The sequence below is a fragment of the Stutzerimonas stutzeri genome (genome assembly GCF_013522825.1).
GTDB lineage: Bacteria > Pseudomonadota > Gammaproteobacteria > Pseudomonadales > Pseudomonadaceae > Stutzerimonas > Stutzerimonas stutzeri_AK.
Map to the genome: position 1 here is coordinate 51,793 of NZ_JAAMQZ010000024.1, position 24,619 is coordinate 76,411.

Below are 24,619 nucleotides of genomic sequence, written 5' to 3' on the forward strand. Positions count from 1 at the left end.
CTGTCTGCTACCAGTGCAGATTGAAATGCGAAGCCGGCGCAAAGTGATCGCCCAGCAGATCCCAACGCTCTACACAGACCTTCTTGTCCGCGCCCGAATGCAACTTCAATCGGTTGAATGAGTTGGGCGAAGTACCGCGCAGGCGCGACGACAGCGCAGTGCCCGCCTGAACCATCCAGATTTCCCGCGACAGGCCGCTGTACTGCCCGGAAAGCGGCAGCACGTAGGGCAGGTGGATATGCCCGCCCATGACCAGGTCCAATCCATCGTCGGCCCAGCAATGCAGGGCGGCGTCGGCACCGTGCTGCAGGTTGCTCAGGTCGCTCTGCACCATCGCACCGAATGGCTGATGCGCGACCAGAATGCGTACCTTGCCGGGGGCGCAGCCTTTCAGGCGGCGACTCACGACCTGAACCTGCTCGGCGGTGACCACGCCGTCCTTGTGCCGTCGCGGGTGCGTCGTGTTGAGCCCGATGACCAGCATCTCGTCGCTCTCGAAGATCGGCTCCAGATCGTCTCCGAAATGACGCCGGTAGTTGCGATAGGGCGTGAAGGCACGGGCGAAAAGGTTGTACAGCGGAATATCGTGATTGCCCGGAATCACCAGCGTTTCAGGAATGCCCAGCTCCTGAAGGCGCTGGACGAATGCCTGCGCGGCGGCGAATTGCCCAGCCCTGGCTCGCTGCGTGATATCCCCGGAGAGAATCAGCAGATCAGCGCCATGCGCGCGTACATGCTCTTCCAGGGCGTGTATTACAAGAGGCTGTTCAGTGCCGAAATGGGTGTCGGAGATCTGCACGATGGTCGTCATGGGCGGGCGTTTTCTCCAGAGATGGCTGGATGGCGAGTGAGGCTGGTCTGGTATTCGAAGCGGGCAAAGCTCTGCGGGTTCCGCCCGTTGCCTGCAAGATACCCACATTGAGTGCCGTTGCGCCAAGCCCGTTTGGCTTTCGGTTGCGCGGTACGGAGCCTGAACCAACCTCCGCGTCGCCTCAGGTGCCCTTGGCAAAAGCCGCGTAACGTGACACTTGGGTCATGCCTCGTCTGGCGACTGATCGGGCGCGACCTCCGGCACGTAGATCATCCGCCCGTCGTTCAGGCGGTAGGTGACGCCGGCCTTGGCGCCCTGGCCTTCGCCGATCTCGCCGCTGGACTCGTACTGCTTCAGCTCCTGGCCGTCCTTGATCAGCATGCGCATGTTGGCTTCGCCGGGGTTCTGCACGACCACGACCTTGTCCTGGCTGAACGGATTGAGCGGGTTCTGCACGATGACGATGAGCAGGATGCCGATTACCACCAGAAACAGATCGATCAGGTTGACCACCGAGAGCAGCGGATCGTCGTCATCGTCATGATCGAGAAAACGCATCAGTGCATCTCTCCAGCGCGTTCGATGGCGCGCAGCTCCTGCAGCAGCCAGCGGCGGCGCACGGTGAGGATGAAGAAGCTGATGCTTGACGCCACCAGCGCCAAGATCACCGCCGAGAACGCGACGACCAGGTTGTTGCCGATGCCCTGGGCATCGCTTTCGGTCAGCGCGAGCAGGGCCGGACCCATGGGAATCATGGTGGCGACCAGGCCCAGCATCGGTGCGCTGCGCGAGGTCACGCGCAGCCATTCCAGGCGCTGCATGATCCACAGTTCGAGATCGTCGCTGGTGCCGCCATGGGCGGCCTGGCGGGCGGCGAGGGCTGAGTGATAGCGGCCCCGGCGCCGCTGCCAGCCCTCCATCACGAAGCTGCCAAGGGCAAAAAAGGCATACACCAGCGCAGCCAGGATCAGCAGCAAGACGGGTACGAGGAAAACACGGGTGAGTTCGTAGAGACTGGTTTCGAGTGCGTTCATTGGGTTCGTTCGTTCGATTCAGGAAAGGAGAGCGACACGGCGATTGCTGGCCGCTTGTCGCAAGGCGCCGAGCAGCAGGCAGACGAGCAGGGCGGTGATGCCGAGCAGGAGTCGCAGCCGGCTCGGCGTTTCGGTCGGTTGCTCGACAACCTCCTGCATCACCTGGCCGCGCACCGCTTCGCCAGCGGTCGCGTTCGAAGCGGCAGGCTCGGTAGCGCCAGGTGCCGTGCTGTGGGCGAGGCCGAAACCGCTGGCCATCTGCTCGATGAATTCGCGGGTAAGGGCCTCGCCCTTGTCGGCACCATGCTCGCTCGTCAGTGCTTGCCAGCGTTCGGCCAGTTCGCGGCGGGTTTCGTCGGAGGCATCCCAGTAGCCCTTGCGGATCGCCTCGGCCATGCGCTCGATCAGCTGCGCCTGGGCGGTGGGGTTGTGCGCTTCGAACCAGCGGTCGAGGCCGAGTTCGCGCTGATCGTTGACGAAGGTGTCATGCAACGCCTGCCACTGGTCGGCGCGTACCATGCTGCGATCGGTCGCCTGCCAGCCCCAGAGGTTGTTGGCCACGTTCAGTATTTCCAGGGTGCCGGCGTAGCCTTCCCGCTGCATGGCGCCGATCCATTGCGGATTCAGATAGCGGCTGCGCAGCTCGCTGGCCAGGTAGCTGGCCGCGCCGGTGGTGCGCGGCTCGGTCTTGCGCAGGTCGGAGATATAGAGCGACGGACTGGCGCCGTCGAGATGACGAATGGCGAGCGAAAGGCCACCGAGGAACTCGAAGGGATGGTCGGTCGACAAGACGCCGTTGAGTTCGCTGGAGCGGGCCATGACCGCCGCCTGCACGCCCCTGAGCTGTTCGGCGAACAGGTTCTGGCCCTCGATCCTTTCACCCCAACTGCCACTGCCGTAGCCATATTGCAGCCGCGAGAGAAACTGCTCGGCCAGTTCGGCGTCGTTTTCCCAGCGCGTCGAGTCAAGGGTGAGCTGCGAGACACCGGTGCCGTAGTCACCCGGTTCGTTGCCGAACAGTCGCAGCTGCGACAGGCGCCTGGCGCGCTCGGCATCGAAGCCCTGTTCCTGCAATCGCCGGGCGAGGGCGTGGCTGTTAGCGGCGATCAGGTTGCCGGGCTCATCCAGTGCCGCGAGGCGTTCCACCACGTCGGCCAGCTGGCGCATGAAGCTGTCGAACTGGTCGCGGTAAACGCTGGTGACCTGGACCACGACGTCGATACGCGGCCGACCGAGCTCCGCTGCGGGGATGATTTCCAGCGAACGCACCCGTCCGCCTGCATCCCACACCGGGCGCACGCCCAGCGCATGCAGGACCTGGCTTTCGAGGATGCCGAGGTGGCGCATGGCTTCGGACGACCAGAGGCTGAAGGCGAGCTTTTCCGGCGGTTCGCCGTCATGCTCGTCACGATAGCGGGCGATCAGCTGCTCCAGCGCCTTGCCACCCGCCTCGTAAGCCGCGCGGGTCGGCAGTTTGTCTGCCTCGAAGGCGTACAGGTTGCGACCGCTGGGCACCTCCGGGTTGCGCACCGGATCGCCGCCAGGACCGGGCGCGACGAAGCCACCGGCAAGACCGGCCAACAGCGCCTCGATCTCGCCGGTTTCGCTCAGGTTGGCGTCCAGCGCCAGGGCGCGTTCGAGCTGTTCGCGCAGGCCGGCATCATCGATCGAGTCGAGGCTTTCGCCGTCGCGCAGATAGCGTTGCAGGATGCGATAGGGAAGGCTCGCCTGCAGCCCGGCGAAGTCCTCGGCCAGGGGTTCGTCTCCGGTCAGGTCCAGCGCTTGCAGATAGGGCTCGCCCAGCTGTTGCAATACCGTGGCCAGGCGGTGTTCGGGTGAGGCCGGTTCGCCGAAGGTGTGCAGGCCCAGCGGCATGTTCGCCTCGGCCAGTTCGTGCAGGTGGTCGTGCAGGGCCTGCAGGAATCCCGTCGGCTCGGCGCGCATGCGGGCTTCGTCCCGGCCGATATCCGGCAGCATTGAATTTTGCAGCGCCGCCTGGCGGATGCGTTTGGCGGTGGTTTCGCGCACCGCGCCTTCATCGAGCTGCTGGTACTCGTGGATGAGCGCATGCAGCTCGCGCAACTCGGCGTAGAGGCCGGCAGGCGCAAAGGGCGGCGTCTGGTGGCTGACGATCACGGCGCGGCCACGGCGGCGCGCCTGAATGGCCTCGCCGATGTTGTCCTGGATGTAGGGATAGAACACCGGCAGATCGCCCAGCGCGAGGAAGGGGTAATCGCCCGTGGCCAGACCCCGACCCTTGCCGGGCAGCCATTCCTGGGTGCCGTGGGTGCCGTGGGTGCCGAAGTGGATCAGGGCATCGGCCTCGAACTCCTCGCGAAGTGTCTGGTAGGCCGCCAGATAAAGATGATCGGGCGGGACCTTGCTATCGTGATAGGCCTCGCCCGGACGACCGGCACGGGGTGGTTGCGGCATCAGCAGCAGCTTGCCGAGGCGCGCGGCGGGAATGACGAACTGCGGCTGCCCGTCGATCTCGCGCAAGGCCCAGTGCTCGGCGGGCTCGCCCCAGCGGTCGAGCAACGCCTGTCGGCTTGGCCGGAGCAGGGTCGCCAGCCAGCGCTGGTAGGCCGACAGCGGCAGGGTTTCGGCCAGGTCGTCGGCCAGCAATTGGTCGAGCGTGTCCGGTCGGTAGTAGCCGCCGAGCAGGCGTTGGGCCGTTTCGATCAATTGGCTCTCGTCGGCTGCGGGCACCTGGTAACCGGCCTGCTGCAACGCGGCGGTCAGATGCGTGAGGCTGCGCGGCACGTTGAGATTGGAGGCGGCGACATTCCTTTCGCCATCGGGATGGTTCCAGAACATCACCGCCAGGCGCTTTTCGGCTGGAGCCAGCCGACGCAGCCGCGTCAGACGGTCGACCTTGGCCAGCAGCGCGTCGACCTGCTGCGGGATCGAAACCGGTTCGCCATTCTCGATGGCGGCAATCACCAGCGGATCGGTCATGCCCCAGCTTTCCGGCACCGTCAGCAGGGTGGCGGCAGTTCGCGGCGAGACGCCGCTGCTTGAGGCTTGCCAGTGTTCTCGGTTCCCGTCGCGCCAGGTGAGGGTCGACAGCACGGGGATGCCCAGTGCGAGAAATTCAGCCTGCCGCGCCGGGCCGTTCTGCATGTGCTGCAGGTTGACCAGCACATCGGTGCGGGCGGGGCCGAGCAGTTTGCCCAGCGCTTGCGGGTCCCGGTCGTCCATCCAGAACGCCATCGGCGCCTGGCCGCGTGCCTCACTGCGGTCGATCAACTCATCGATCAGTTGCAGCTGACCGTCCACCAGTGCGCCGCGGTGAATGGCGAAGGCCACGCGCGGTGCGTCTGCGGCCCAGCGGTCGGCAGCCCAGGCGAGATAGTCCGCGAGGTGCCCGAAGGGTTCTGGCGCAGCAGGGTGGTAGATGCCGGCATGGGCGAGTTCCGCCGGGGCGGGAATCGCATCGGTGGCGATGCCGTCATGCCAGGCACGCAGGTAGGTGAACAGGTGAAGCAGGTTGCGCTCGCCGCCGTTGCCGTAATAGCCGATCAGGCGCTTGGCGACCGTTGCCGGCAGGTTGCCGAAGGCAGGGGGGCCGCCGCCGACACGTATCCAGGGCGTGTCGGCAGCTTTGAATCGGTCGCCGAGATACTGCTGCACCCGCGTGAGGTCGGCGGGGCGCGGCGTATCCAGGATCAGCAAATCCGGATCGTCGTGCGCGACCCGATTGGTGGCCGATGCGATGCGCACACCATCCAGCGTGACGTTCGACTCGGCTGCCCACGCCGCAAGCCGGTCGAGTTTGCCCTGCAGCACGAACTCGGTCGTCAGCACCCGTACCTGGACGGCGTCTTGTCGTGCGGGATCGGCCGCCGCCGTGTCGTACCCGAACAGCGCCAGCAGCACCAGGAGGCTCAGCTTGCGCATCTCAGAACCTCAGGCTCACGCCGATGTGGTAGGTGCGACCTGGCTCGGCGAAGGTGAAGTTGTCGGAGGCGTCGCTGAAGTCCTCGTCGGTGAGGTTTTCGATGCCGCCGCGAAGGCTGATGTCGTCGGTGATGCGCTGGGTTAGCTCCAGGTGCCAGAGGCTGTAGGCAGGTACTCCATAGGCCGTGTTGCTGGAGTAGGTCAGCTGGCTACCGACGTACTCACCACGCAGCTGGGCGCTGAAGGCGGCGCTTGGCGACCATTGCAGCCGGGTGTTGGCCAGGTGGCGGGCGCGGTCGCCCAGACGCCGGTCGGCACTGCGGTCGATGGCGTCGAGATAGGTGTAGTTCAGGTCCCAGCGCAGGTTGGCGGGCAGGTCCAGGCCGCCGCCCAGCTCGAGGCCGCGAATGCGAGCCTTGTCGACATTGTCGTAGTTGCGCACCTCGCGGCCGCGCTGGCCGCAGTCGGAAACGCATACGGTCTGGATCAGGCCGCGCACGTTGTTCTGGAATATCCCGGCGTTCAGCGACCAGCCGTCTGCCTGATAGTCCGCGCTGATCTCGTAAGTGGTGTTGGTTTCGGGCTCGAGGTCGGGGTTGCCGTAGATGGTGAACATGCCGCCGCCACCGATGGCCGAGTAGCCCGGTGAAAGCTGTTTGAGCGACGGCGCCTTGAAGCCTCGACCGCCACCGCCCTTGATGGTCAGCGCGTCGTTGACATGATGGACGAGGTAGGCGCGAGGGCTGTTGTGCCAACCGTATTGCTCATGCTGATCGAAGCGATTGCCCAGCACCAGCGACCAGGACGGATCGAACTGGATTTCATCCTGCAGGAACAGAGCGCGATGAATGCTCTGGGCATCGCCGGTGACGAAACCGCCATCCTCCAGCTGCTCCTTGCGCCATTCGCCGCCGAAAGTGACGAGGTGGATGTTTGCCAGCGGCAGGCTCAGGCTGCCATCGATGATGTCGTCGGTGAGCTCCTGACGTGGGGACGTCGGAACGACACCGTTGGTGTAGCGCTGGTTGCGCTCCAGCGTGTTGCGATAGGCGCGCAAGGTGCTGCTGCCCCAGGCCCAGTCGCCGCTGTGGGCGATGGAGAAACGCTCGCGCTCGATGCGATCGCTGGATTCATATTCCACCGGTGCCCGGCCTGCACTGCGGGTGTTGCGCCAGCGATCCTCCAGGCCGTTGGCGTAGCTGAAGTCGATGCGCTGCGCCGTGTCCGGGGTCCAGCTCAGGGTGGCGCTGGCGCTTTGCGCGTCCCGGCCTTCGATTTCCGATTGGGAAGCGTCGTCGTGCAGGGGCGTGTCCTGGCGCCGTCGGATCTCGCCGCTCAGTGACAGCCCGAGCACGCCCGGCACCAGCGGGCCGCCGGCATAGACACCCAGCTGATGCGTCTGGCCGCCCCGGTCATCCTCGCGAACGCCACCGTTGAGCTGGGCCGCTCCATGCCACGCATCCGTACCGCGCCGCGTAATGACGTTGACCACCCCGCCCAGCGCCTCGGAGCCGTATAGCGACGACATGGGCCCGCGTATGACCTCGATTCGCTCGATAGCCTCCACCGGCACCCAGCCCAGGTCAAAATCGGCATGCGCCACGGCACCGGCTGCGCTGTTGATGCGTTGTCCGTTCACCAGGATCAACGTGTGCTCGCTGCCCATCCCCCGGATGCTCACCCCACGGCGCGCCATGCCGATGCCGGTGAATTGCAGACCCGGCGTGCCACGCAGGGCGTCTTCCAGATCCTGCACGGGTCGCAGGGCCAGTTCCTCACGGCTGATGACCGTAACGCTCGCGGGTGCGTCGCTCAGCTGACGTTCGGTGGAGGTGGCCGTAACGACTGTGGGTTCGAGATTTATCCGTTCTGCAGCACCGAGCGCCGACAGCGGCAGCAAGGCGAGGGCGGTGATCATTCGTGCGGGCTTGGGCAGGACGTGAAGGCGGGTGCAGCGGGACATCGCATCTTCCTTGGCTGAAGGGCACCTCTAAAAACTACCTGCGTTGCCATCGCCTACGTTTTTAGAAGCACCCTGAAAGGGCTGGTCACAAGCGAGCCGCCCGGGCTTCGGGCCGACTCGCTTGTGGCGTGAGGGATATCACTTCTTCGCGGTAAACCCGGCGAAGCGTTTGTTGAAACCGGCGATGCGCCCTTCGGCAGTGGTCTTGCGTTGCTTGCCGGTGTAGATCGGATGCGATGCGCTGGACACATCGAGTGCGATGTACGGGTAGGTGTTGCCATCGCTGTGCTGGTGCGTACGGGTGGTTTCGGCTGTCGAGCCGATCAGGAAATACACATCCGCCGCCGTGTCGTGGAAGAGCACGGGGCGGTAGTGGGGGTGAATGCCTGGCTTCATGACGGGGCCTCGCAGTTGATGTGATGAAAGATGTTATATCATAACAATTCAATTGGGCGAGACGATTCTGTGTGGATACAGGGCAATTGCACCCCGGCCTGATTGTTCGAAGAAAAGCGCTGGAGGCTGGAAGCTGAACGAGGACACGGGGGCTTGACTCAGGAGCAGGCGGCTATCCGTCGAACGGGCCTCGCGATTTACCGATGTGCGTTGCGATCCGGCGCCGAAACTCGCGGTTGCGCGGCGCCCGACCTTGGACTAACCTCCGCGTCGCCTCAGGTGCCCTTGGCAAAAAGCCACATGGGTGAAACAGGGAAGCCGGTCCATTCTCACGAAGATTCCGGCGCTGCCCCCGCAACGGTAGGCGAGTCGAGAAACCGCAACGGCCACTGTGCTTCACGCACGGGAAGGCGCGGTTTCGGGGTGCCATGACGCATCCGCTCGCAAGCCCGGAGACCGGCCTGTCGCATTTCACTGACAGTGCGGCGGGCGCTGAGCGGGTGCGTACCTTTGCGGTACTCCCTTCTTTCGAGTTCTTCCGTCTGTCTCCACCGACATTTTGGTCGTGCGGGTGGGCACGACGGAGAACCTCGATCCAATGCGCAATTCCCTTCCTCTGGCCGTGGTGCTATTGGGCCTTCCTTCCTGTGTCCTGGCCGCTCATGGCGACGCCCTGCAGCTGGACCAGCAACTGATCACCGCCAGCCGGACCGGCCATTCGCCGGTGTCCATCGCCTCCAGCAGCCTGATTACCCGTGACGAAATCGAGCGCCAGCAGGCCGGCACTGTGCCGGAGCTGTTGCAGCGCCTGGCCGGGATCAGCGTCACCAGCAATGGCGGGCGCGGCAAGAGCACCTCGGTGTCCATTCGCGGCACCAGCGACAAGCATGTGCTGGTGCTGATCGACGGCGTCCGGGTCGGCTCGGCCACCTCCGGCAGCGCCGCGTTGCAGAGCATCCCGGTGGAGCAGATCGAGCGCATCGAGATCGTCCGTGGACCGCGCTCCAGCCTGTACGGTTCGGAAGCCATGGGCGGGGTGATCCAGATATTCACCCGTCGCGGTGGCGCCGAGGGCTTCAAGCCTTACTTCTCGGTGGGTGCCGGTTCGCGTTCGAGCTACAGCGGGTCGGCCGGTGTGGCTGGCAGCCACGGCAACGGCTGGTTCAACCTCGGCGTGGCCAGCGAGTCCACCGACGGCATCAATGCCCGCGCCTATCGCAGCAGCGCACCCAATGCCTTCGAGCCGGATGCCGACGGCTACCGCGAACTGTCGGCCCAGCTGCGCGCCGGCTATCGTTTCGACAACGGCTTGGAACTCGACGGCAGTTGGCTGCAGAGCGAAAATCACAGCGACTTCGACACCCGTTCGAGCAGCGGCGCCACGGGCCGCAATGCCTACAGCGACGGCTCCCTGCAAGCGATCAGCGGCCGTGCACGCTTCTCGCCGCTGGCCTTCTGGGATGTCACCTTGCAGGCCGGGCACAGCGAAGACCTGGGCGACAACTTCCAGGACGGTCGTTTCTATTCGCGCTTCGACACCCGCCGCGACAGCCTGAGCTGGCAGAACGACCTGCGCTTCGGCGAGGCGCAGGTGCTGAGCCTCGGCATGGACTATCAGACGGACCGCATCGACAGCGACGGCGACTATGCCGAGAACAGCCGCTACAACAAGGGCTACTTCGTTCAGTACCAGGCCGCCTTCGGTCGTCATGGCGTGCAGGCCGGGCTGCGTCGCGACAAGGATGAGTTCTTCGGTTCGCACGACACCGGCAGCCTGGGTTACAGCTTCGACCTGAGCGACGCGCTGACGCTGACCGCCGCCTACGGCACCGCCTACCGTGCGCCGACCTTCAACGACCTGTACTACCCGGCAAGCGCCTCCACCGCCGGCAACCCGGACGTCAAGCCGGAGGAATCGGAAAGCTATGAGATCGGTATCCGTGGCAGCCACGGCTGGGGCGAGTGGAGCGTCAATGCCTACGAGAACCAGATCGAGGACCTGATCGTCTGGGCGGGCAGCAGCCCCATGCGTCCGGAAAACGTCGACGTGGCGCGCATCCGCGGCATCGAGACCAGCGTCGCCACCGTGCTGGCCGGCTGGGACGTGGCCGCCAACATGACCTTCATGGACCCGCAGGACCGCAGCAAGGCCAACCACGGCCATCTGCTGCAACGCCGCGCCAAGCGCCAGTTCAACCTGGACCTGGATCGCCAGTTCGGTGCCGTCGGCCTGGGCGCGTCGCTGTACGCGGCGAGCGAGCGCTTCGACAAGGCGAGCAACGCCGAAGATTCGCGCATGCCCGGCTACGCCCTGATGGACCTGCGCAGCGAGTACCGCTTCGACGAGGCCTGGCGCTTGCAGGTCAAGCTGTCGAACCTGTTCGACCGCGACTACGAAACCACCCAGACCTACGAACAGCCTGGCCGCGCGGTGTATTTCACCGTCCGCTACCAGGCCCTGTAACCGGCAACCCCACAAAGGAGCACCCCCATGCACGTCCTGTCCATGCGCGCCCAACTGGCAATAGGCGCCGCGCTGATCCTGCTGATGGCCATGACCCGTGGCCAACACTTCGCCAGCGTCCAGAATCTGCCCAGCGCCAGCTGGTCGATCTTCTTCCTGGCCGGTTTCTACCTGCGTCCGCGCTGGATGTTCGTGCTGCTGTTCGCCCTGGCATCCGTGCTGGACTTCGGCTCCCTGGCCAGTGGCACCATCAGCGAATGGTGCCTGTCACCGGCCTACTGGGCTCTGGTGCCGGCCTACGGCAGCCTGTGGCTGGCCGGGCGGCTGTTCGCCGGCTGGCAGCGCGACGACCTGCGCAGCCTGGCCGGTCTGGCGTTGACTTTGGTGGGTGCGGCTTTCGTGGCTTACCTGTTCTCCGGCGGTGGTTTCTACTTCTTCTCGGGTCGCTATCCCGAACCGACCCTGGCCGGCTTCCTGGCGCGTATCGCCCAGTACGTGCCGCGTCATCTGGGTAACCTGGCGTTCTACGTCGGTACGGCGCTGGTGTTGCATGTCGGTATCCTCTCGGCGCTGCGCCTGCGCGCGCGGGAGGTGCACTGATGGACGGGCGCGACGAGCGGCACAAGGCGCGCATGCAGCGCAAGAAGGCGGTGGTCGATGCGAAGATCGCCGAGGCTCAGGACGAGTACGGCCTGCTGCTGGTGCACAGCGGAAACGGCAAGGGCAAGAGCAGCTCGGCTTTCGGCATGGTCGCCCGCGCGTTGGGCCACGGCATCAAGGTCGGCGTGGTGCAGTTCATCAAGGGAGCGGCCAGCACCGGCGAGGAAAACTTCTTCCGGCGGTTCCCCGAGGAGGTGCGTTATCACGTGATGGGCGAAGGCTTCACCTGGGAAACCCAGGACCGCCAGCGCGACATCGCCAAGGCGCAGGAGGCCTGGGCAGTGGCGCGTGAGATGCTGGCCGATGAAAGCATCGGTCTGGTGGTGCTGGACGAGCTGAACATCGCGCTGAAATACGGCTATCTGGAGCTGGAGCCGGTATTGGCCGATATCGAGTCGCGGCCAATGCTGCAGCACGTGGTGGTCACCGGTCGCGGAGCACCGCCCGGGCTGATCGAGGCGGCGGACACCGTCACCGAAATGAACCTGGTCAAGCATGCGTTCAAGGCGGGCGTGAAGGCGCAGAAGGGCGTGGAGTTCTGATGCCGATGCTCGAGGTGTTCAGGCGTTGCGCAGGGGCTGTTGAGGTTTCAGTTTTGCGCATAGCGCCGGCCATCGTAGGAGCGGGCCATGCCCGCGAAAAAAGCTGCCATGCCGATGTGCGGTCTCTGTTCGCAGGCATGGCCTGCTCCTACAAGGGTGGGCCAGGTGCCGCAGACCTTGCACATCGACATGAGACCGATGCCGGGGTGACGTCCGCCGGTAGCGGGGGCGCACGATGAACGCGCCACGTCACTGCCCGGCATTGTTGATCGCCGCGCCTGCGTCCGGGCAGGGCAAGACCACCGTCACAGCCGCGCTGGCTCGGCTGCATGCGCGCCAGGGCAAGCGCGTGCGGGTATTCAAGTGCGGCCCGGACTTTCTCGACCCGATGATTCTCGCCCGTGCCAGCGGTGGGCCTGTCTATCAGCTCGACCTGTGGATGGTCGGCGAGGAGGAATCGCGCCGGCTGCTCTGGCAAGCCGCTGGCGAAGTCGATCTGATCCTCATCGAAGGCGTGATGGGGCTGTTCGATGGCAACCCCAGCGCCGCCGACCTGGCGCGGCGTTTCGGCGTGCCGGTGCTGGCGGTGATCGACGGCTCGGCCATGGCGCAGACCTTCGGTGCCCTGGCCCACGGGCTGGCGAGCTTCCAGCCGGACCTGCCGTTTTCCGGAGTGCTGGCCAACCGCGTCGGCAGCACGCGGCATGGCGAGATCCTGCGCGACAGCCTGCCGGAGGCGATTCGCTGGTATGGCGCGTTGCCGCGCAGCACCGATGTCGAACTCCCGAGCCGCCATCTGGGACTGGTGCAGGCCAGCGAACTGACCGACCTGGACGCACGCCTGGATGCCGCCGCCGATGCCCTGGAGGCCAGCGCCGATGTGGCGCTGCCGCCGACGGTGAGCTTTGCTGCGCCGCTACCGCGCACGGTGGAACCGCTGCTGCAGGGCGTGCGCATCGGTGTGGCGCGTGATGCGGCCTTCGCCTTTCTCTACCAGGCCAACCTCGACCTGTTGCGCCAGCTGGGCGCCGAGCTGGTGTTCTTCTCGCCGCTCGCCGATACAGCGCTACCGCGGGTGGACAGCCTCTACCTGCCCGGCGGCTATCCCGAGTTGCACCTGCGCGCGCTGGCCGACAACCGGGGAATGACCGAGGCGATCCGTGCCCATCATGCCGCCGGCAAGCCGATCCTCGCCGAATGCGGCGGCATGCTCTATCTGCTCGACGGCCTCACCGACAAGGCCGGCGCGCGTGGCGCGATGCTCGGCCTGCTGCCCGGCGAGGCGCGGCTGCAGCCGCGGCTGACGGCGCTGGCGCTGCAGACGGTCGAGCTGCCGGAAGGGCGCTTGCGCGGGCATACCTTCCACCATTCGGCGCTGGAAACATCTCTGCAACCGCTTGCGCTTGGCGAATGCCCGAACTATAAGCGCACCGCCGAGGCGGTCTACCGCCAGGGGCGCCTGACGGCGTCCTACATTCATTTCTACCTGCCGTCCGATCCGACCGCAGCCGCGGAGTTGTTGCGTCCATGAGCGAACATGCCTTCAGTCCCGAGGAGCGCGCGGCGGTCTACCGCGCCATTGCCGAGCGCCGCGACATGCGTCATTTCAGCGGCGGTGAAGTGGCGCCTGAACTGCTGGCACGCCTGCTGGAAGCCGCGCACCAGGCCCCCAGCGTCGGCCTGATGCAGCCCTGGCGCTTTATCCGTATTACCCGCAGTGAGCTGCGTACGGCCATTGCCGGGCTGGTCGAGCAGGAGCGCCTGCTCACCGCCGAAGCACTGGGCGAACGCGGTGGCGAGTTCATGCAACTGAAGGTCGAAGGCATCCAGGACTGCGCCGAGCTGCTGGTGGTGGCGTTGATGGAGGGGCGCGAAGCGCACGTATTCGGACGGCGCACGTTGCCGCAGATGGATCTCGCCTCGGCGGCCTGTGCGATCCAGAACCTCTGGCTGGCGGCGCGCGGTGAAGGGCTGGGGATGGGCTGGGTATCGCTGTTCGATCCCCAGGCGCTGGCGGAACTCTTGCAGATGCCCAGCGGCGCCATGCCCGTGGCGGTGATCTGCCTCGGCCCGGTCGACGAGTTCTATCCGGCGCCGATGCTGGCGCTGGAAGGCTGGACCCAGCCGCGCCCGCTGGAAGAGCTGCTGTTCAATGACCGCTGGGGGCAGCGCGAGTGAGCTTGGCGCTGACTTGCCTGGCCGGAGTCGGCCTGGATGCATGGCTGGGTGAGCTGCGACGCGGTCATCCGCTGGTGGCCTTCGGGCAACTGGCCGAGCGCCTGGAAGAGTATTTCAACGGCCCGGATGGGCGCGGCTGGCGCAGCCATGGCGTGACGGCCTGGTGCATTGCCGTGCTGCCTCTGACAGTGATGGCCTGGCTGCTCAGTCTGTTGCCTGGCATTGGCTGGTTGGTGGAGATCGTCTTGCTGTATTTCGCATTGGGATTGCGCAGCCTCGGCGAGCACCTGCTGCCGGTGGTGAGCGCCTTGCGCAGCGGCAACCTGCCCGAGGCGCGCCGGCGTGTCGGTTTTATCGTCAGCCGCGATACCTCCGAACTGGACGAAGCGGGCGTAGCCCGCGCCGCCACCGAGTCGGCGCTGGAAAACGGCAGCGATGCGGTATTCGCCGCGCTGTTCTGGTTCGCCATTGCCGGTGCGCCGGGCGTGGTGCTCTATCGCCTGAGCAACACCCTGGATGCCATGTGGGGCTACCGCAATGAGCGTTTCGAGCGCTTCGGCTGGGCCGCGGCGCGCATCGATGACGCGCTCAATTTCATCCCTGCCCGGCTGGTGGCGCTGACCTACGCCGTGCTCGGACAGACGCGCAAGGCCTGGCGTTGCTGGTGCCTGCAGGCGCCACTCTGGGATAGCCCCAACGCGGGGCCGGTGATGGCCGCCGGGGCCGGGACGCTGGGCGTGCTACTCGGTGGTTCGGCGATCTACCACGGTGAGCGGCACGAGCGACCGGCGCTGGGCGAGGGCGAAGCGCCGCAGGCGCGTGATATCGAACGGGCGCTGGATCTGGTCTGGGCTGGCGTCGGCCTCTGGCTGCTGGTGATGCTGCTGGGGAGCGGGTTGCATGCTTGAGCATGGCGGACGCTTGCGCGCGGCGGCGCATGGCTTCGGCATCCCGTTGACGGACTGGCTCGACCTGTCCACCGGGATCGCACCTTATGGGTTTGATCTGCCGGTGATCCCGTTGAACGCCTGGAGTCGCTTGCCGGAAACCGAAGATGAGCTGGAGACCGTCGCCCGCGATTATTACGGTGTTTCTTCACTGCTGCCGGTCGCCGGCTCGCAAGCGGCGATCCAGATGCTGCCCAGGTTGCGACGGCGGTTGCAGGTCGGCATTGTCTCGCCCTGTTACGCCGAGCATGCCGAGGCCTGGCGCCGTGAAGGGCATCACCTGAGCGAGTTCAGCGAGGGCGGCGTACCACGTGTGCTCGATCGACTCGACGTGCTGGTGGTGGTCAATCCGAACAACCCCACAGGGCGCCTGCTGCCGCCCGCGCAGTTGCTCGACTGGCATGCGCGATTGGCGGAGCGGGGTGGCTGGCTGGTGGTCGATGAAGCCTTTATCGACCCAACACCTGAATACAGCCTGGCGCCATACAGCCACCTGCCGGGGCTGATCGTGCTGCGTTCGTTCGGCAAGTTTTTCGCCATGGCCGGTGCCCGGCTGGGCTTTGTGCTGGCTGAAAACGAGCTGGTGCGTGCCCTGGGTGATGCATTGGGGCCTTGGCCTGTCACTGGGCCGTCACGGTTCATCGGCACGGCTTTGCTCGCTGACCGCGAAGGGCAGCGTCGGCAGCGCGAGCAGCTTCTGGCCGATGGCAAGCGATTGGTGCATCTGCTGACAGCTCATGGTTTGCCGTCTGCCGGTGGCTGTGCGCTGTTCCAATGGGTCTTGAGCGAAGAGGCCGATCCGTTGTACGAATTTCTCGCCGGCCAGGGCATTCTCGTTCGCCGTTTTCACGCTCCGCCGAGCCTGCGTTTCGGCCTGCCGGCGGACGAGCGGGGCTGGAGTCGCCTGGCAAGCGCGCTGGCGCATTACAGGGAAAGAGCTTCATGAGTACCTTGATGGTTCAGGGCACCACTTCCGATGCCGGCAAGAGCACCCTGGTGACCGCGCTGTGCCGCTGGCTGGCGCGCCAGGGCGTGGCGGTGGCGCCATTCAAGCCGCAAAACATGGCGCTCAACAGCGCGGTGACCGCCGACGGCGGCGAGATCGGTCGTGCCCAGGCCGTGCAGGCACAGGCCGCCGGGCTCGCGCCGCATACCGATATGAACCCGGTTCTGCTCAAGCCCAACAGCGATACCGGCGCCCAGGTGATCATTCATGGGCGGGCCGTCACCCAGATGGATGCCGCCGGCTATCACGATTACAAGCGTGTGGCGATGAATGCGGTACTGGAGTCCCATCGGCGCTTGAGTAAGGCGTATTCCGTGGTAATGGTCGAGGGGGCCGGCTCGCCCGCCGAGATCAATCTGCGCGCCAATGACATCGCCAACATGGGCTTCGCCGAGGCGGTGGATTGCCCGGTGATCCTCATCGCCGATATCGACAAGGGCGGTGTCTTCGCCCATCTGGTTGGCACCCTGGCTCTGCTTTCGGAAAGCGAGCAGGCGCGGGTGCGGGGCTTTGTGATCAACCGTTTTCGCGGCGATATTGCGTTGCTGCAACCGGGGCTGGACTGGCTGGAACGACGCACCGGCAAGCCGGTGCTGGGCGTGCTGCCGTATCTGATGGATTTCCACCTGGAAGCCGAGGACGCCATCGATGTGCGTCAGTCGGCCAAGGCTGGCGAAGTGTTGAAAGTCGTGGTGCCGGTTTTGCCGCGCATCAGCAACCACACCGATTTTGACCCGCTGCGCCTGCATCCGCAGGTGGATCTGCGTTTCGTCGGCCCCGGACAGCCCATTCCGAGCGCCGATCTGATCATTCTGCCCGGCTCGAAAAGCGTCCGCGCCGACCTTGCATGGTTGCGTGAGCAGGGCTGGGCGACGGCTATCCAGCGTCATCTGCGCTATGGCGGCAAGGTATTGGGCATCTGCGGCGGATTGCAGATGCTCGGCGAAGGTATCGACGATCCCCACGGGCTGGAAGGTGCGGCGGGGCATAGCGATGGGCTCGGTCTACTGGCGCTGTCCACGCGACTGGAACGCGAAAAACAGCTGCGTAACGTTCGGGGCCGTCTGACGATTGCCGATGCCTGTGTCAGCGGCTACGAGATCCATGCCGGGATCAGTCACGGGCCGGAGCTCGAACGAGCCGCCGTATGCCTCGACGATGGCCGCCGTGATGGCGCCCTCAGCGAGGACAATCAGGTGCTGGGCACTTATCTGCACGGCCTGTTCGAGTCACCCGCCGCCTGCGAGGCGCTGTTGCGCTGGGCGGGGCTCGATGAGGTCGAGATAGTCGATTATCACGTCCTGCGCGAGCGCGATATCGAACGCCTCGCCGATCTGGTCGAGATGCATCTGGATACCCGCCTGTTGCGAGAACTGTGTGATGTCTAGCCGTGTCCGCACCAGGCGTAGGAGCGGGCCATGCCCGCGAACAAGACCCACACCCCCGGCGCGGAATCCTTCACAGGCATGGCTCGCTCCTAGAGGATGCTGGAGATCAACATGCTTGAACTGATCCTCGGCGGTGCGCGCTCAGGCAAGAGTCGCCTGGCCGAACGCCTCGCCATGGAAAGCGGGTTGCCCGTGACTTATATCGCAACCAGTCAGCCGCTGGATGCTGAAATGGCCGAACGCATCGCTCATCACCGCGCCCGTCGGCCAGCCGATTGGGGGCTGCTGGAAGAACCCCTGGCGCTGGCGCGGGTGCTCCGTGAAATCGCGCGTGACGATCACTGCATCCTGGTCGATTGCCTGACGCTGTGGCTGACCAATCTGCTGATGCAGGATGATCCGGCGCGCCTGGTCGAAGAACGTGATGCTTTGCTCGATTGCCTGGCGACACTGCCGGGGCGCGTGCTGCTGGTGAGCAATGAAACCGGCCTTGGTGTGGTGCCGCTGGGCGAGCTGAGCCGGCGCTATGTGGATGAGGCCGGCTGGCTGCACCAGGCGGTGGCCGAGCGTTGCCAGCGTGTGACGTTCACCGTGGCGGGCCTGCCAATGGTGCTGAAGGGAGCGCCCATCTGAATGAATACAGCCCCCGACGAGCAGGGCTGAGGTTATTCGCCGGATTACGCCCTGTCTTGTCGGATTACGCCTTCGGCTAATCCGACCTACAAATGGTTGGGGTTCGTAGGTCGGGTCACGCTTCACCGACCCGACGAGCAGGGCCGAGGTTATTCGCCGGATTACGCCTCGTCTTGTCGGATTACGCCTTCGGCTAATTCGACCTACAACAGCCTGCACTTCGGGTATTCGCGCCTGAGGTCGTTCCCATCAGGGATTCCTCACCTCTTTCAAAGGCCGGAAGGTGTTGTCGGTCTGCCGTCTCGGGAGTAGCGTAAAGGCGATCCCGCTCGGAGTAGTCGCCATGAAGAACCACCTGCTCGCTGGCTCACTGGCCCTGGTGCTGCTGTCCGGCACTGCGCTGGCGGATTCCTGCCCGGCACTGTTGCAGCATGAGCTGCCGAAGCTTCGCTCCAGGGAAACCATCGATCTTTGCCAGCAGTTTCAGGGGCAGGCGCTGGTGGTGGTCAATACCGCGAGCTTCTGTGGCTTTGCACCACAGTTCAAGGGGCTGGAAAGCCTTTATCAACGTTACAAGGATGAGGGCCTGGTGGTGCTTGGTGTGCCATCCGATGACTTCTTTCAGGAATCCGATGACGCTGCTGAAACGGCTGAGGTCTGTTACGTGAATTACGGCGTGACCTTTCCCATGGCGCAGATGCAGCCTGTCAGGGGTAGCGATGCGATACCGCTGTTCAAGGAGTTGGCCAGGCAGGCCGGAGGCGCGCCGCGCTGGAACTTCTACAAGTACGTAGTCGATCGCAACGGGCAGGTGGTCGATTACTTTTCCAGCAAGGTCAAGCCGGATGATCCGAAGTTGATCGCGGCGGTGGAAAAGGCGTTGGCCAAGTAGAGAGGACGCCCCGGCACAAGGCCGGGGCGTTTTTGCTTAGAAGCGGTAGCTCAGAGCAGCGCCGAAGCCGTGGGCGCTGTTTTCGAAGGTCGCGTCATAGTCGGCTGTGAGCATGCCGCCCTGGTAAGACCGGCTCCTGCTCACATCGACTTCTTCCTCCCGCAGGTAGGTATAGGCAAGATCGACGGTGACGTCCTCGGTGGGGTTCCAGGCCAGACCGAAACTGATCGCCGTGCGGTCGCCGGATGGGATGCGCGGCGAACGATGCACATTGTTGGTCGGGCTCTGGTCGAAGGCCAGGCCGGTTCGCAGGGTCCATTCGCGGTTCAGCTTGTAGGCCGCTCCGATGGCGTAGGACCAGGTGTCATGCCAGTCCTGATCTTCGACGATTGGCGCGAGGTTGCCTTGCAAATTGGCGGGAATGCCATCGTTCTCGATGATGATCGCCTCGAAACGGCTCCAGCGCGTCCACATGGCACCCGCGTAGAGGGTCCACTGATCGTTGAGCTCGTGAGTCACGGAGACGTCGATGGACTCGGGGGTATCGAGTTCAAGGGAAGCATCGTATTTGCCGGAAGCGCCTGCGACATCGAAACCGCCGCCGGAAAGTTTGGTGTCACCCTTGAGTTTGTACTTGACCTTGGAGTGATAGGTCAGGCCCGCACGGGTTTGCGGTGAAAACTCGTAGAGAATGCCGGCGTTGAAGCCCAGCGCCGTATCGTCGCCAGTCACCTTGATTCGGCCATCATTGGCGCCAAGGCTGGTGGGGTTGGGTGATGCGCTCTGCAGTTCGCCTTCGATGTGGTTGAGGGTCGGGCCGAAACCAACGGACAGTTTTTCGTTGAAACGGTAGCTGACGGTGGGCTGCACGGTAATGACGGCTACTTCGCTGTAGTCACCGAAGTAGCGACCCTGATACCCGCTTTCATAGTCGGTCGCCAGGCCAAATGGCACGTAGATGCCGACGCCTACCGCCCATTTGTCGTCAATGGGCTTCACGTAATAGCCCATGGGGACTGCGGTGAAGGGGACCATGTCGCCATCGTTGCTTCCGCCGTAGGGCAGGCTCGCCCCCCCCAGGGCCGGTCCGGAAAATGAGCCGGAACTGTTCTTGATATCCGTTTTGGCATAGATCGCCGCCGCGCCAAAGCTGACTTCCTCGCGCTTGAGGCGGGACATGCCGGCAGGGTTGCCGAACAGGGTGGTGGCGTCTTCGGCAGCAGAGGAGCGACCGGCGAAAGAAGTACCCATGCCGCTGATGCTTTGTTCGTTGAGGGCGAAACCTGCAGCCAGGGCCTGAGTGGAAAGGGCACCTGCTGCAACTGCGATCACGGTCTTCAACCATGTTGTTTTCATTGTTGTCTCCTGGGTAAAAAGCGGTTCGGACCCTAGCAAGCTTTTCTGATTCCCAGCAAACGAAAGAGTGCAGTTTTTCGTAAATATCACGACGATTGGTAGGGATATACCAGTGATAATCGTGAAAAATGCATGAGCATGGCCCCGTGTTGCGGAAGGGATTAGCTGGCGGAAATCCGCGCCTCAATCAAAGCCCTATTTTGTGCGCCGATCATTTGCCACCTTGGCAAGGTTCTGCAAGCGGCTGCGCACGAGCAGGAGAAGAGCATAAAAGACTGCCATCATGCTCAGGAGCATCTGCGGGATATGCCACCAACTGGCTTCGATCGCGAGGGTTCTGACAACCGGCAGGCAGACAGCCTGAAACGCCAGCAGGGCAATCAGCCAGGCCAGGTCGAGGCGACTGCGAAAAACCCATAACGAGAGGAGCAACAACCAGAGCCCCAGTGCTGCCCCGCCGACCAGAATGTACTGCGACGGCCAGTGACCCAGCAGGCTCACCGTCAGCAAGCCAAGTACCCATGCAAAATGGCGACCGCTGTGCTCCAGCAGGTGGATGAAGCGCTTGCGTTGGCGTCTGATCACGACATTCATCATGACGGCTCCTTGCTGATGTCGTCGTTTCCGATCGGGGCCGGCGACGCAGCGGTTTTCCCTGAGCACCGTGGGTATCCGACGTTGCATCGATTGATCACCCCGGACATTCGACATTCTGGTGTGGCGGTATCCATATGATTCAGAACTGTGGACCGGAGCGGGTGTTGTTACCCTTGGCCAGGCGGTCGTAAAGCACCACATTGACCGTTGCCGCGAGGTTCATGCAGCCCTTGGTGGGGATGTAGACCACGTCCTCGCACCAGTCACGGATTTCCTTGCTGAGCGAGCCGTCTTCGGCACCGAAAATGTACAGCGCACGATCGGGGTGGGTGTACTCCGGCAAGGCGCGGGCATTCTCGACCAGCTCCACCGCCACAGGCACACAACCAAGCGGCAGGATCTTGCGCAGGTCGTCGATATTGATCAGCGGGATGTCCTGGTGGACCTTCTTGGTATCGGTGATGAAATCCTTGGCGCGGTCATAGCGGGTGCCGGTGTAGAACACCGAGGCGGCGCCATAGCAGCCCGCTGCACGCATGACCGCCCCCACGTTGGAAGGTGATTTCGGGTTGCTCAGGCCGATGCAGGCATATCGTTTGTTGCTCACGGAAAGGACTCGCGGGGGAAATGGCGATTATACGGGGCGGAGCTCGCTCGCGGTCGTCTGAGCACCGCTGGCGTGAAAAACGGCTAAGCCTTTTCCACGCCTTGCCTCGGACTCGCTTATGATGCGCCGCCTCAACAGCCCCGCTTAATCGTCAGGTCACCATGTCCGTCAATGCCCTCTATACCGACCTGTCCGGTTATTACGACCTGATGTGCGCCGATATCGACTATCAGGCGCAGAGCCACTGCGTTCATCGGCTGCAGCAGCTTTTCGGTAACGGTGGCTCCAGGCATCTCGATCTGGCGTGTGGAACTGGGCCGCATGTTCGTCATTTCATCGATAACGGCTATGACAGCGCCGGGCTCGACATCAACCAGCCCATGCTGGACAGAGCGGCCATTCGCTGCCCCGAAGCGCGCTTTTCCCTGCAGGATATGTGCGAGTTCAGGTTGAGCGAGCCGGTGGATCTGATTACCTGCTTCCTGTACTCCATCCACTACAGCGCCGGGATCGAGCGGCTGAAGGCCTGCATCGCCCGCGTGCATGGCGCGCTCGCGACCCAAGGGGTCTTCTGCTTCAACGCCGTCGACAAGCACAAGATCGACAACGACCTATTCGTGAAACATACCGCTCAGCATGAAGGCAGCCGATTCACCTTCAGCTCCGGCTGGAATTATTGCGGCGTTGGCGAGAAACAGTCGCTGAGGCTCAGCATTGAAAAGGCGAGCGCGAAGGAGACCCAGGTGTGGCACGACGAGCATCCCATGGTCGCGGTGGGTTTTGGCGAACTGATTGGGCTGTTGGAGCCGTACTTCGAAGTGCATGTGCTCGAGCACGACTACGGGAAGATCGTTCCTTGGAACGAAACGTCGGGGAATGCGCTGTTTGTCTGTGTGAAGATCTGATCCGCGCGGCTTCAGCTGCCGAGGCGTCGGGGAATGCGCAGCAGGATCCGTTGGGCCCGTCCGCCGGGCGATCAATGTAAATGCTTGGCTACCGCATAGGTCTCGGTGAGGTGCAGTGCCTGTCGGGCCAGTTGGTCGAGCAGGCGATCGCGCTCTTTCTCCGCGTCGCTCATGGCTTTTTCGCCGTGTTGTTTGACGAGGTAGCCGTGAATCTGCCGGACTTCCTTGGAGTGGAAGATCGGCTCCAGATCCTGCACCGCCAATGCGCCGTTCGAAGCCTGGCTGCGGGTATTCATCACCACCTGGGGACCGCGAGCTGCCAGCGGCAGGAAACCCAAGGCTTCGAAGTACGGCACCTTGCCGGCTACGCAGGCCACTTCTGCGTGGGGGTAACGCGCCACCATTTCTTCGACCATGGCCCGACCGATGCCTTGTCGGCGATGACTTTCCTGCACGGCCAGATAGACCAGCGAGCAGGCGTCGGGATCATCGACATACGGCAGGTACAGCGCGAAGCCGAGCAGGCGAACCGGGTCTTCGCCATCCAGTGCCATGATCAATTCGGGCTTGCCCGCTTGCGCGCCATCCATGCTGTCGAGGTAGCGATGCACCTCGAACCCCACTACGTACTGATACAGCGGGTACAGCGGGTTGCCGGACGTGAGCGAAACCGCGCTGATGTCGCCGAGGTAGTCCACCACCATCTGCAGCACCTGGCTTTTCATCGGCTCGGGCGGCGGGGTGTCCAGGCGGGTGAGGGTGAACATGGGATGGCTCCGGGCGGTGCGGAAAAGGCGGCATTGTATCGGGCGCCATGCGCCGAGCGGGTAGAGAAGACCGATGGCTTCCATGCGCCTGAGTGGGAGCGAACCTCCTGACGCTCTGCGTCACTGCACGTCAGGCGGCGCGTGATTCACTTGCGGATGACGCTGAAGCGTTGGAGAACGGCGTTCCCACGCGGAGCGCGGGAACGATCTCTGTCAGTCGTTCACTGGCGCGGGGCGGGGGTGGTGTCTTGCGCCGCCGACCAGATGCGGTAGCGCACTTCCACGTCGGCGGGCGCGTAGATCGCCAGCGGCAGCTTGCTGTTGTAGCGCACCAGCTGGGGCTCGCCGCCCACCTGCACGAAGGCCTGCTTGCGGCTGTCATCGGGGCAGGCCATCAGGGTGCTGACGGCCGGGCCGACCTGGCCCAGTTCGTAATAGGTATAGCCCCAGCCTTGCACGGTCTTTTCCTGCCACTGGCCACCGAGGCGCTGTTGGTTGCAGTCCACTTCCAGGGTCTTGCCGGCAATGATTTCCACCTTGTGCTCGGCTTCGTTGGTCTGGGGCGGCAGATCGATCACGTGGCGCTGGTAGCCCTCGGCGGCGGTGGGGTAGGGCTTGAGCGCTTCGGGCGTGGCGGCGCAGGCTGCCAGCGGCAGGGTGCAGAGAAGGGCGATCAGAGGCAGTTTGGGCGAGGTCATGAGGAGTCCTTATCGTAGGCCTTGTGGGCCTTCCGTTGATGGCTGTTGCCGGGTTGGCTGAGGCCAGTGACTGTTGTAAGAACCTGTTCACGACCTGTTGCGCGTCGACCCTGCTGCGTTAAAAACAGGCTCGGAATGCTCATTTACATCAGTAAACTCCGCTTCCTCGCCTTGTTTGATTCGCTGGCGCTCACCCTTCGGGCCAGCCTTCGGCTGTTACTCCCGTTGGTCGTAGCGCCTTGCAGGCCTCTAGCTCGCGAGATCGTGAACAGGCTCTAAGGCAATTCCTGAGCCCGGCAAGGCTGCGGTCGTCGGTAGGACACTCGGCACTTGCGGGTGTTCAGGCGCTGATGCGCGATTTCACACGCTTCACTGTGGCAATGCAAGGCGCGGTCTGCCCTGCGTCCTGTAGGGTGGAAAACGGCGAAGCCTTTTCCACGCGTTGCTCAGCATCCACCTACGCATCCTGTCCCGTACCGTCGTCGCCGCACCAATCCCCGGAATAGAAACCAGCCCTGACGGTACGATGGAAACTGGAATATGGCCAATCGACAATGTGGTCCACCAAGCCGTGCTTCCGTGGATTCAGATGCACATAGTCGACGTGATGCCGGTAATCGCGTTCGTCCTGAATCAGGTGCTCCCAATAGCGCCGTTGCCAGATGCCTCGCTCACCGCGGGCGTGTGTATCCGCTCCATAAACCCCACCTACCCATAGCCTGCTGATCATTGGATGCTGAGCTCCCGTTTTCACCGGAGTTCATCCCATGATGCGTCCCGACGCCAAGGTGCAGAAGGTCTATCTCTACCCAAAACCCGTCGACTTCCGCAAATCCATCAACGGCTTGGCCGCTCTGGTCGAGTTGGACATCAAG

General features: G+C 64.0%; 23 protein-coding genes, 1 pseudogene and 1 riboswitch. Of the genes and pseudogenes, 12 read left to right on the forward strand and 12 right to left on the reverse strand.

The window, feature by feature from the left end; all coding sequences use genetic code 11:
- Positions 1-7 precede the first annotated feature (7 nt).
- The 6 genes from G7020_RS15395 to G7020_RS15420 form a co-directional block, all read right to left on the reverse strand.
- Entirely contained in the window at positions 8-811 is an 804-nt protein-coding gene (locus G7020_RS15395) for a metallophosphoesterase family protein (protein ID WP_181085996.1), read from the reverse strand.
- A gap of 222 nt (positions 812-1,033) precedes the next feature.
- Positions 1,034-1,369 (reverse strand): DUF2149 domain-containing protein, encoded by a 336-nt coding sequence (locus G7020_RS15400; protein WP_181085999.1) that lies wholly within the window; start codon positions 1,367-1,369, stop codon positions 1,034-1,036.
- The gene (locus G7020_RS15405) at positions 1,369-1,845 is read right to left on the reverse strand and encodes a MotA/TolQ/ExbB proton channel family protein (protein ID WP_181078311.1); all 477 of its coding nucleotides are present in this window, start codon (positions 1,843-1,845) and stop codon (positions 1,369-1,371) included. Before G7020_RS15405 ends, G7020_RS15400 begins: the two co-directional genes overlap by 1 nt.
- 18 nt (positions 1,846-1,863) lie before the next feature.
- Positions 1,864-5,745 carry a cobaltochelatase subunit CobN gene (gene cobN / locus G7020_RS15410; protein WP_181086001.1) on the reverse strand — a complete coding sequence of 1,294 codons (3,882 nt, stop codon included), beginning with the start codon at positions 5,743-5,745 and terminating at the stop codon, positions 1,864-1,866.
- Between the two features lies 1 nt (position 5,746).
- Positions 5,747-7,708 (reverse strand): TonB-dependent receptor domain-containing protein, encoded by a 1,962-nt coding sequence (locus G7020_RS15415; RefSeq protein ID WP_181086003.1) that lies wholly within the window; start codon positions 7,706-7,708, stop codon positions 5,747-5,749.
- A gap of 138 nt (positions 7,709-7,846) precedes the next feature.
- Entirely contained in the window at positions 7,847-8,104 is a 258-nt protein-coding gene (locus G7020_RS15420) for a type B 50S ribosomal protein L31 (protein WP_058075932.1), read from the reverse strand.
- Positions 8,105-8,364: 260 nt separating this feature from the next.
- A riboswitch (cobalamin riboswitch) is annotated at positions 8,365-8,583 on the forward strand.
- 119 nt (positions 8,584-8,702) lie between these two features.
- Between G7020_RS15420 and btuB the strand changes: the two genes are divergently transcribed.
- The 10 genes from btuB (at position 8,703) to G7020_RS15470 (ending at position 18,814) form a co-directional block, all read left to right on the forward strand.
- Positions 8,703-10,568, forward strand: coding sequence for a TonB-dependent vitamin B12 receptor (gene btuB, locus G7020_RS15425; protein WP_181086005.1), 1,866 nt, complete (start codon positions 8,703-8,705; stop codon positions 10,566-10,568).
- Positions 10,569-10,595: 27 nt separating this feature from the next.
- Positions 10,596-11,168 carry a hypothetical protein gene (locus G7020_RS15430; RefSeq protein WP_181086007.1) on the forward strand — a complete coding sequence of 191 codons (573 nt, stop codon included), beginning with the start codon at positions 10,596-10,598 and terminating at the stop codon, positions 11,166-11,168.
- Complete coding sequence (gene cobO / locus G7020_RS15435) at positions 11,168-11,770, forward strand: cob(I)yrinic acid a,c-diamide adenosyltransferase (RefSeq protein WP_181086009.1); 603 nt, start codon at positions 11,168-11,170, stop codon at positions 11,768-11,770. The genes G7020_RS15430 and cobO overlap by 1 nt, the downstream gene beginning before the upstream one ends.
- Before the next feature lie 235 nt (positions 11,771-12,005).
- The gene (locus tag G7020_RS15440) at positions 12,006-13,301 is read left to right on the forward strand and encodes a cobyrinate a,c-diamide synthase (protein WP_181086011.1); all 1,296 of its coding nucleotides are present in this window, start codon (positions 12,006-12,008) and stop codon (positions 13,299-13,301) included.
- Complete coding sequence (bluB, locus tag G7020_RS15445; RefSeq protein WP_181086019.1) at positions 13,298-13,948, forward strand: 5,6-dimethylbenzimidazole synthase; 651 nt, start codon at positions 13,298-13,300, stop codon at positions 13,946-13,948. Before G7020_RS15440 ends, bluB begins: the two co-directional genes overlap by 4 nt.
- A complete protein-coding gene (gene cbiB, locus G7020_RS15450) occupies positions 13,945-14,856 on the forward strand; it encodes an adenosylcobinamide-phosphate synthase CbiB (protein ID WP_181086020.1) in 912 nt (303 codons plus the stop codon). Before bluB ends, cbiB begins: the two co-directional genes overlap by 4 nt.
- Complete coding sequence (gene cobD / locus G7020_RS15455; protein WP_181086022.1) at positions 14,849-15,841, forward strand: threonine-phosphate decarboxylase CobD; 993 nt, start codon at positions 14,849-14,851, stop codon at positions 15,839-15,841. The genes cbiB and cobD overlap by 8 nt, the downstream gene beginning before the upstream one ends.
- A complete protein-coding gene (locus G7020_RS15460) occupies positions 15,838-17,289 on the forward strand; it encodes a cobyric acid synthase (RefSeq protein WP_181086024.1) in 1,452 nt (483 codons plus the stop codon). Before cobD ends, G7020_RS15460 begins: the two co-directional genes overlap by 4 nt.
- A 111-nt stretch (positions 17,290-17,400) precedes the next feature.
- Complete coding sequence (gene cobU / locus G7020_RS15465; protein WP_181086026.1) at positions 17,401-17,922, forward strand: bifunctional adenosylcobinamide kinase/adenosylcobinamide-phosphate guanylyltransferase; 522 nt, start codon at positions 17,401-17,403, stop codon at positions 17,920-17,922.
- 343 nt (positions 17,923-18,265) lie between these two features.
- On the forward strand, positions 18,266-18,814 hold the full coding sequence (locus G7020_RS15470; protein ID WP_181086028.1) for a glutathione peroxidase: 549 nt from the start codon (positions 18,266-18,268) through the stop codon (positions 18,812-18,814).
- Between the two features lie 36 nt (positions 18,815-18,850).
- Here G7020_RS15470 and G7020_RS15475 read toward each other — a convergent pair whose 3' ends face one another.
- The 3 genes from G7020_RS15475 to G7020_RS15485 form a co-directional block, all read right to left on the reverse strand.
- The gene (locus G7020_RS15475; protein ID WP_181086030.1) at positions 18,851-20,170 is read right to left on the reverse strand and encodes an OmpP1/FadL family transporter; all 1,320 of its coding nucleotides are present in this window, start codon (positions 20,168-20,170) and stop codon (positions 18,851-18,853) included.
- 195 nt (positions 20,171-20,365) lie between these two features.
- The gene (locus G7020_RS15480) at positions 20,366-20,767 is read right to left on the reverse strand and encodes a hypothetical protein (protein ID WP_181086032.1); all 402 of its coding nucleotides are present in this window, start codon (positions 20,765-20,767) and stop codon (positions 20,366-20,368) included.
- A 139-nt stretch (positions 20,768-20,906) separates the two neighbouring features.
- A complete protein-coding gene (locus G7020_RS15485) occupies positions 20,907-21,374 on the reverse strand; it encodes a TrmH family RNA methyltransferase (RefSeq protein WP_181086034.1) in 468 nt (155 codons plus the stop codon).
- Between the two features lie 161 nt (positions 21,375-21,535).
- Between G7020_RS15485 and G7020_RS15490 the strand changes: the two genes are divergently transcribed.
- The gene (locus G7020_RS15490) at positions 21,536-22,279 is read left to right on the forward strand and encodes a class I SAM-dependent DNA methyltransferase (protein WP_181086036.1); all 744 of its coding nucleotides are present in this window, start codon (positions 21,536-21,538) and stop codon (positions 22,277-22,279) included.
- 71 nt (positions 22,280-22,350) lie between these two features.
- On the opposite strand, the gene G7020_RS15495 is transcribed toward G7020_RS15490, so the two are convergent.
- The 3 genes and pseudogenes from G7020_RS15495 to G7020_RS24090 all read right to left on the reverse strand — a co-directional run.
- The gene (locus G7020_RS15495) at positions 22,351-23,046 is read right to left on the reverse strand and encodes a GNAT family N-acetyltransferase (RefSeq protein WP_181086038.1); all 696 of its coding nucleotides are present in this window, start codon (positions 23,044-23,046) and stop codon (positions 22,351-22,353) included.
- Between the two features lie 221 nt (positions 23,047-23,267).
- Entirely contained in the window at positions 23,268-23,744 is a 477-nt protein-coding gene (eco, locus tag G7020_RS15500; protein ID WP_181086040.1) for a serine protease inhibitor ecotin, read from the reverse strand.
- Positions 23,745-24,201: 457 nt separating this feature from the next.
- Positions 24,202-24,426, reverse strand: a pseudogene (locus G7020_RS24090) (transposase); the annotation flags it as partial.
- An 88-nt stretch (positions 24,427-24,514) separates the two neighbouring features.
- Here G7020_RS24090 and tnpB point away from each other — a divergent pair.
- On the forward strand, positions 24,515-24,619 hold a 105-nt coding region (gene tnpB, locus G7020_RS24370; protein ID WP_165666025.1), incomplete at its 3' end, for an IS66 family insertion sequence element accessory protein TnpB.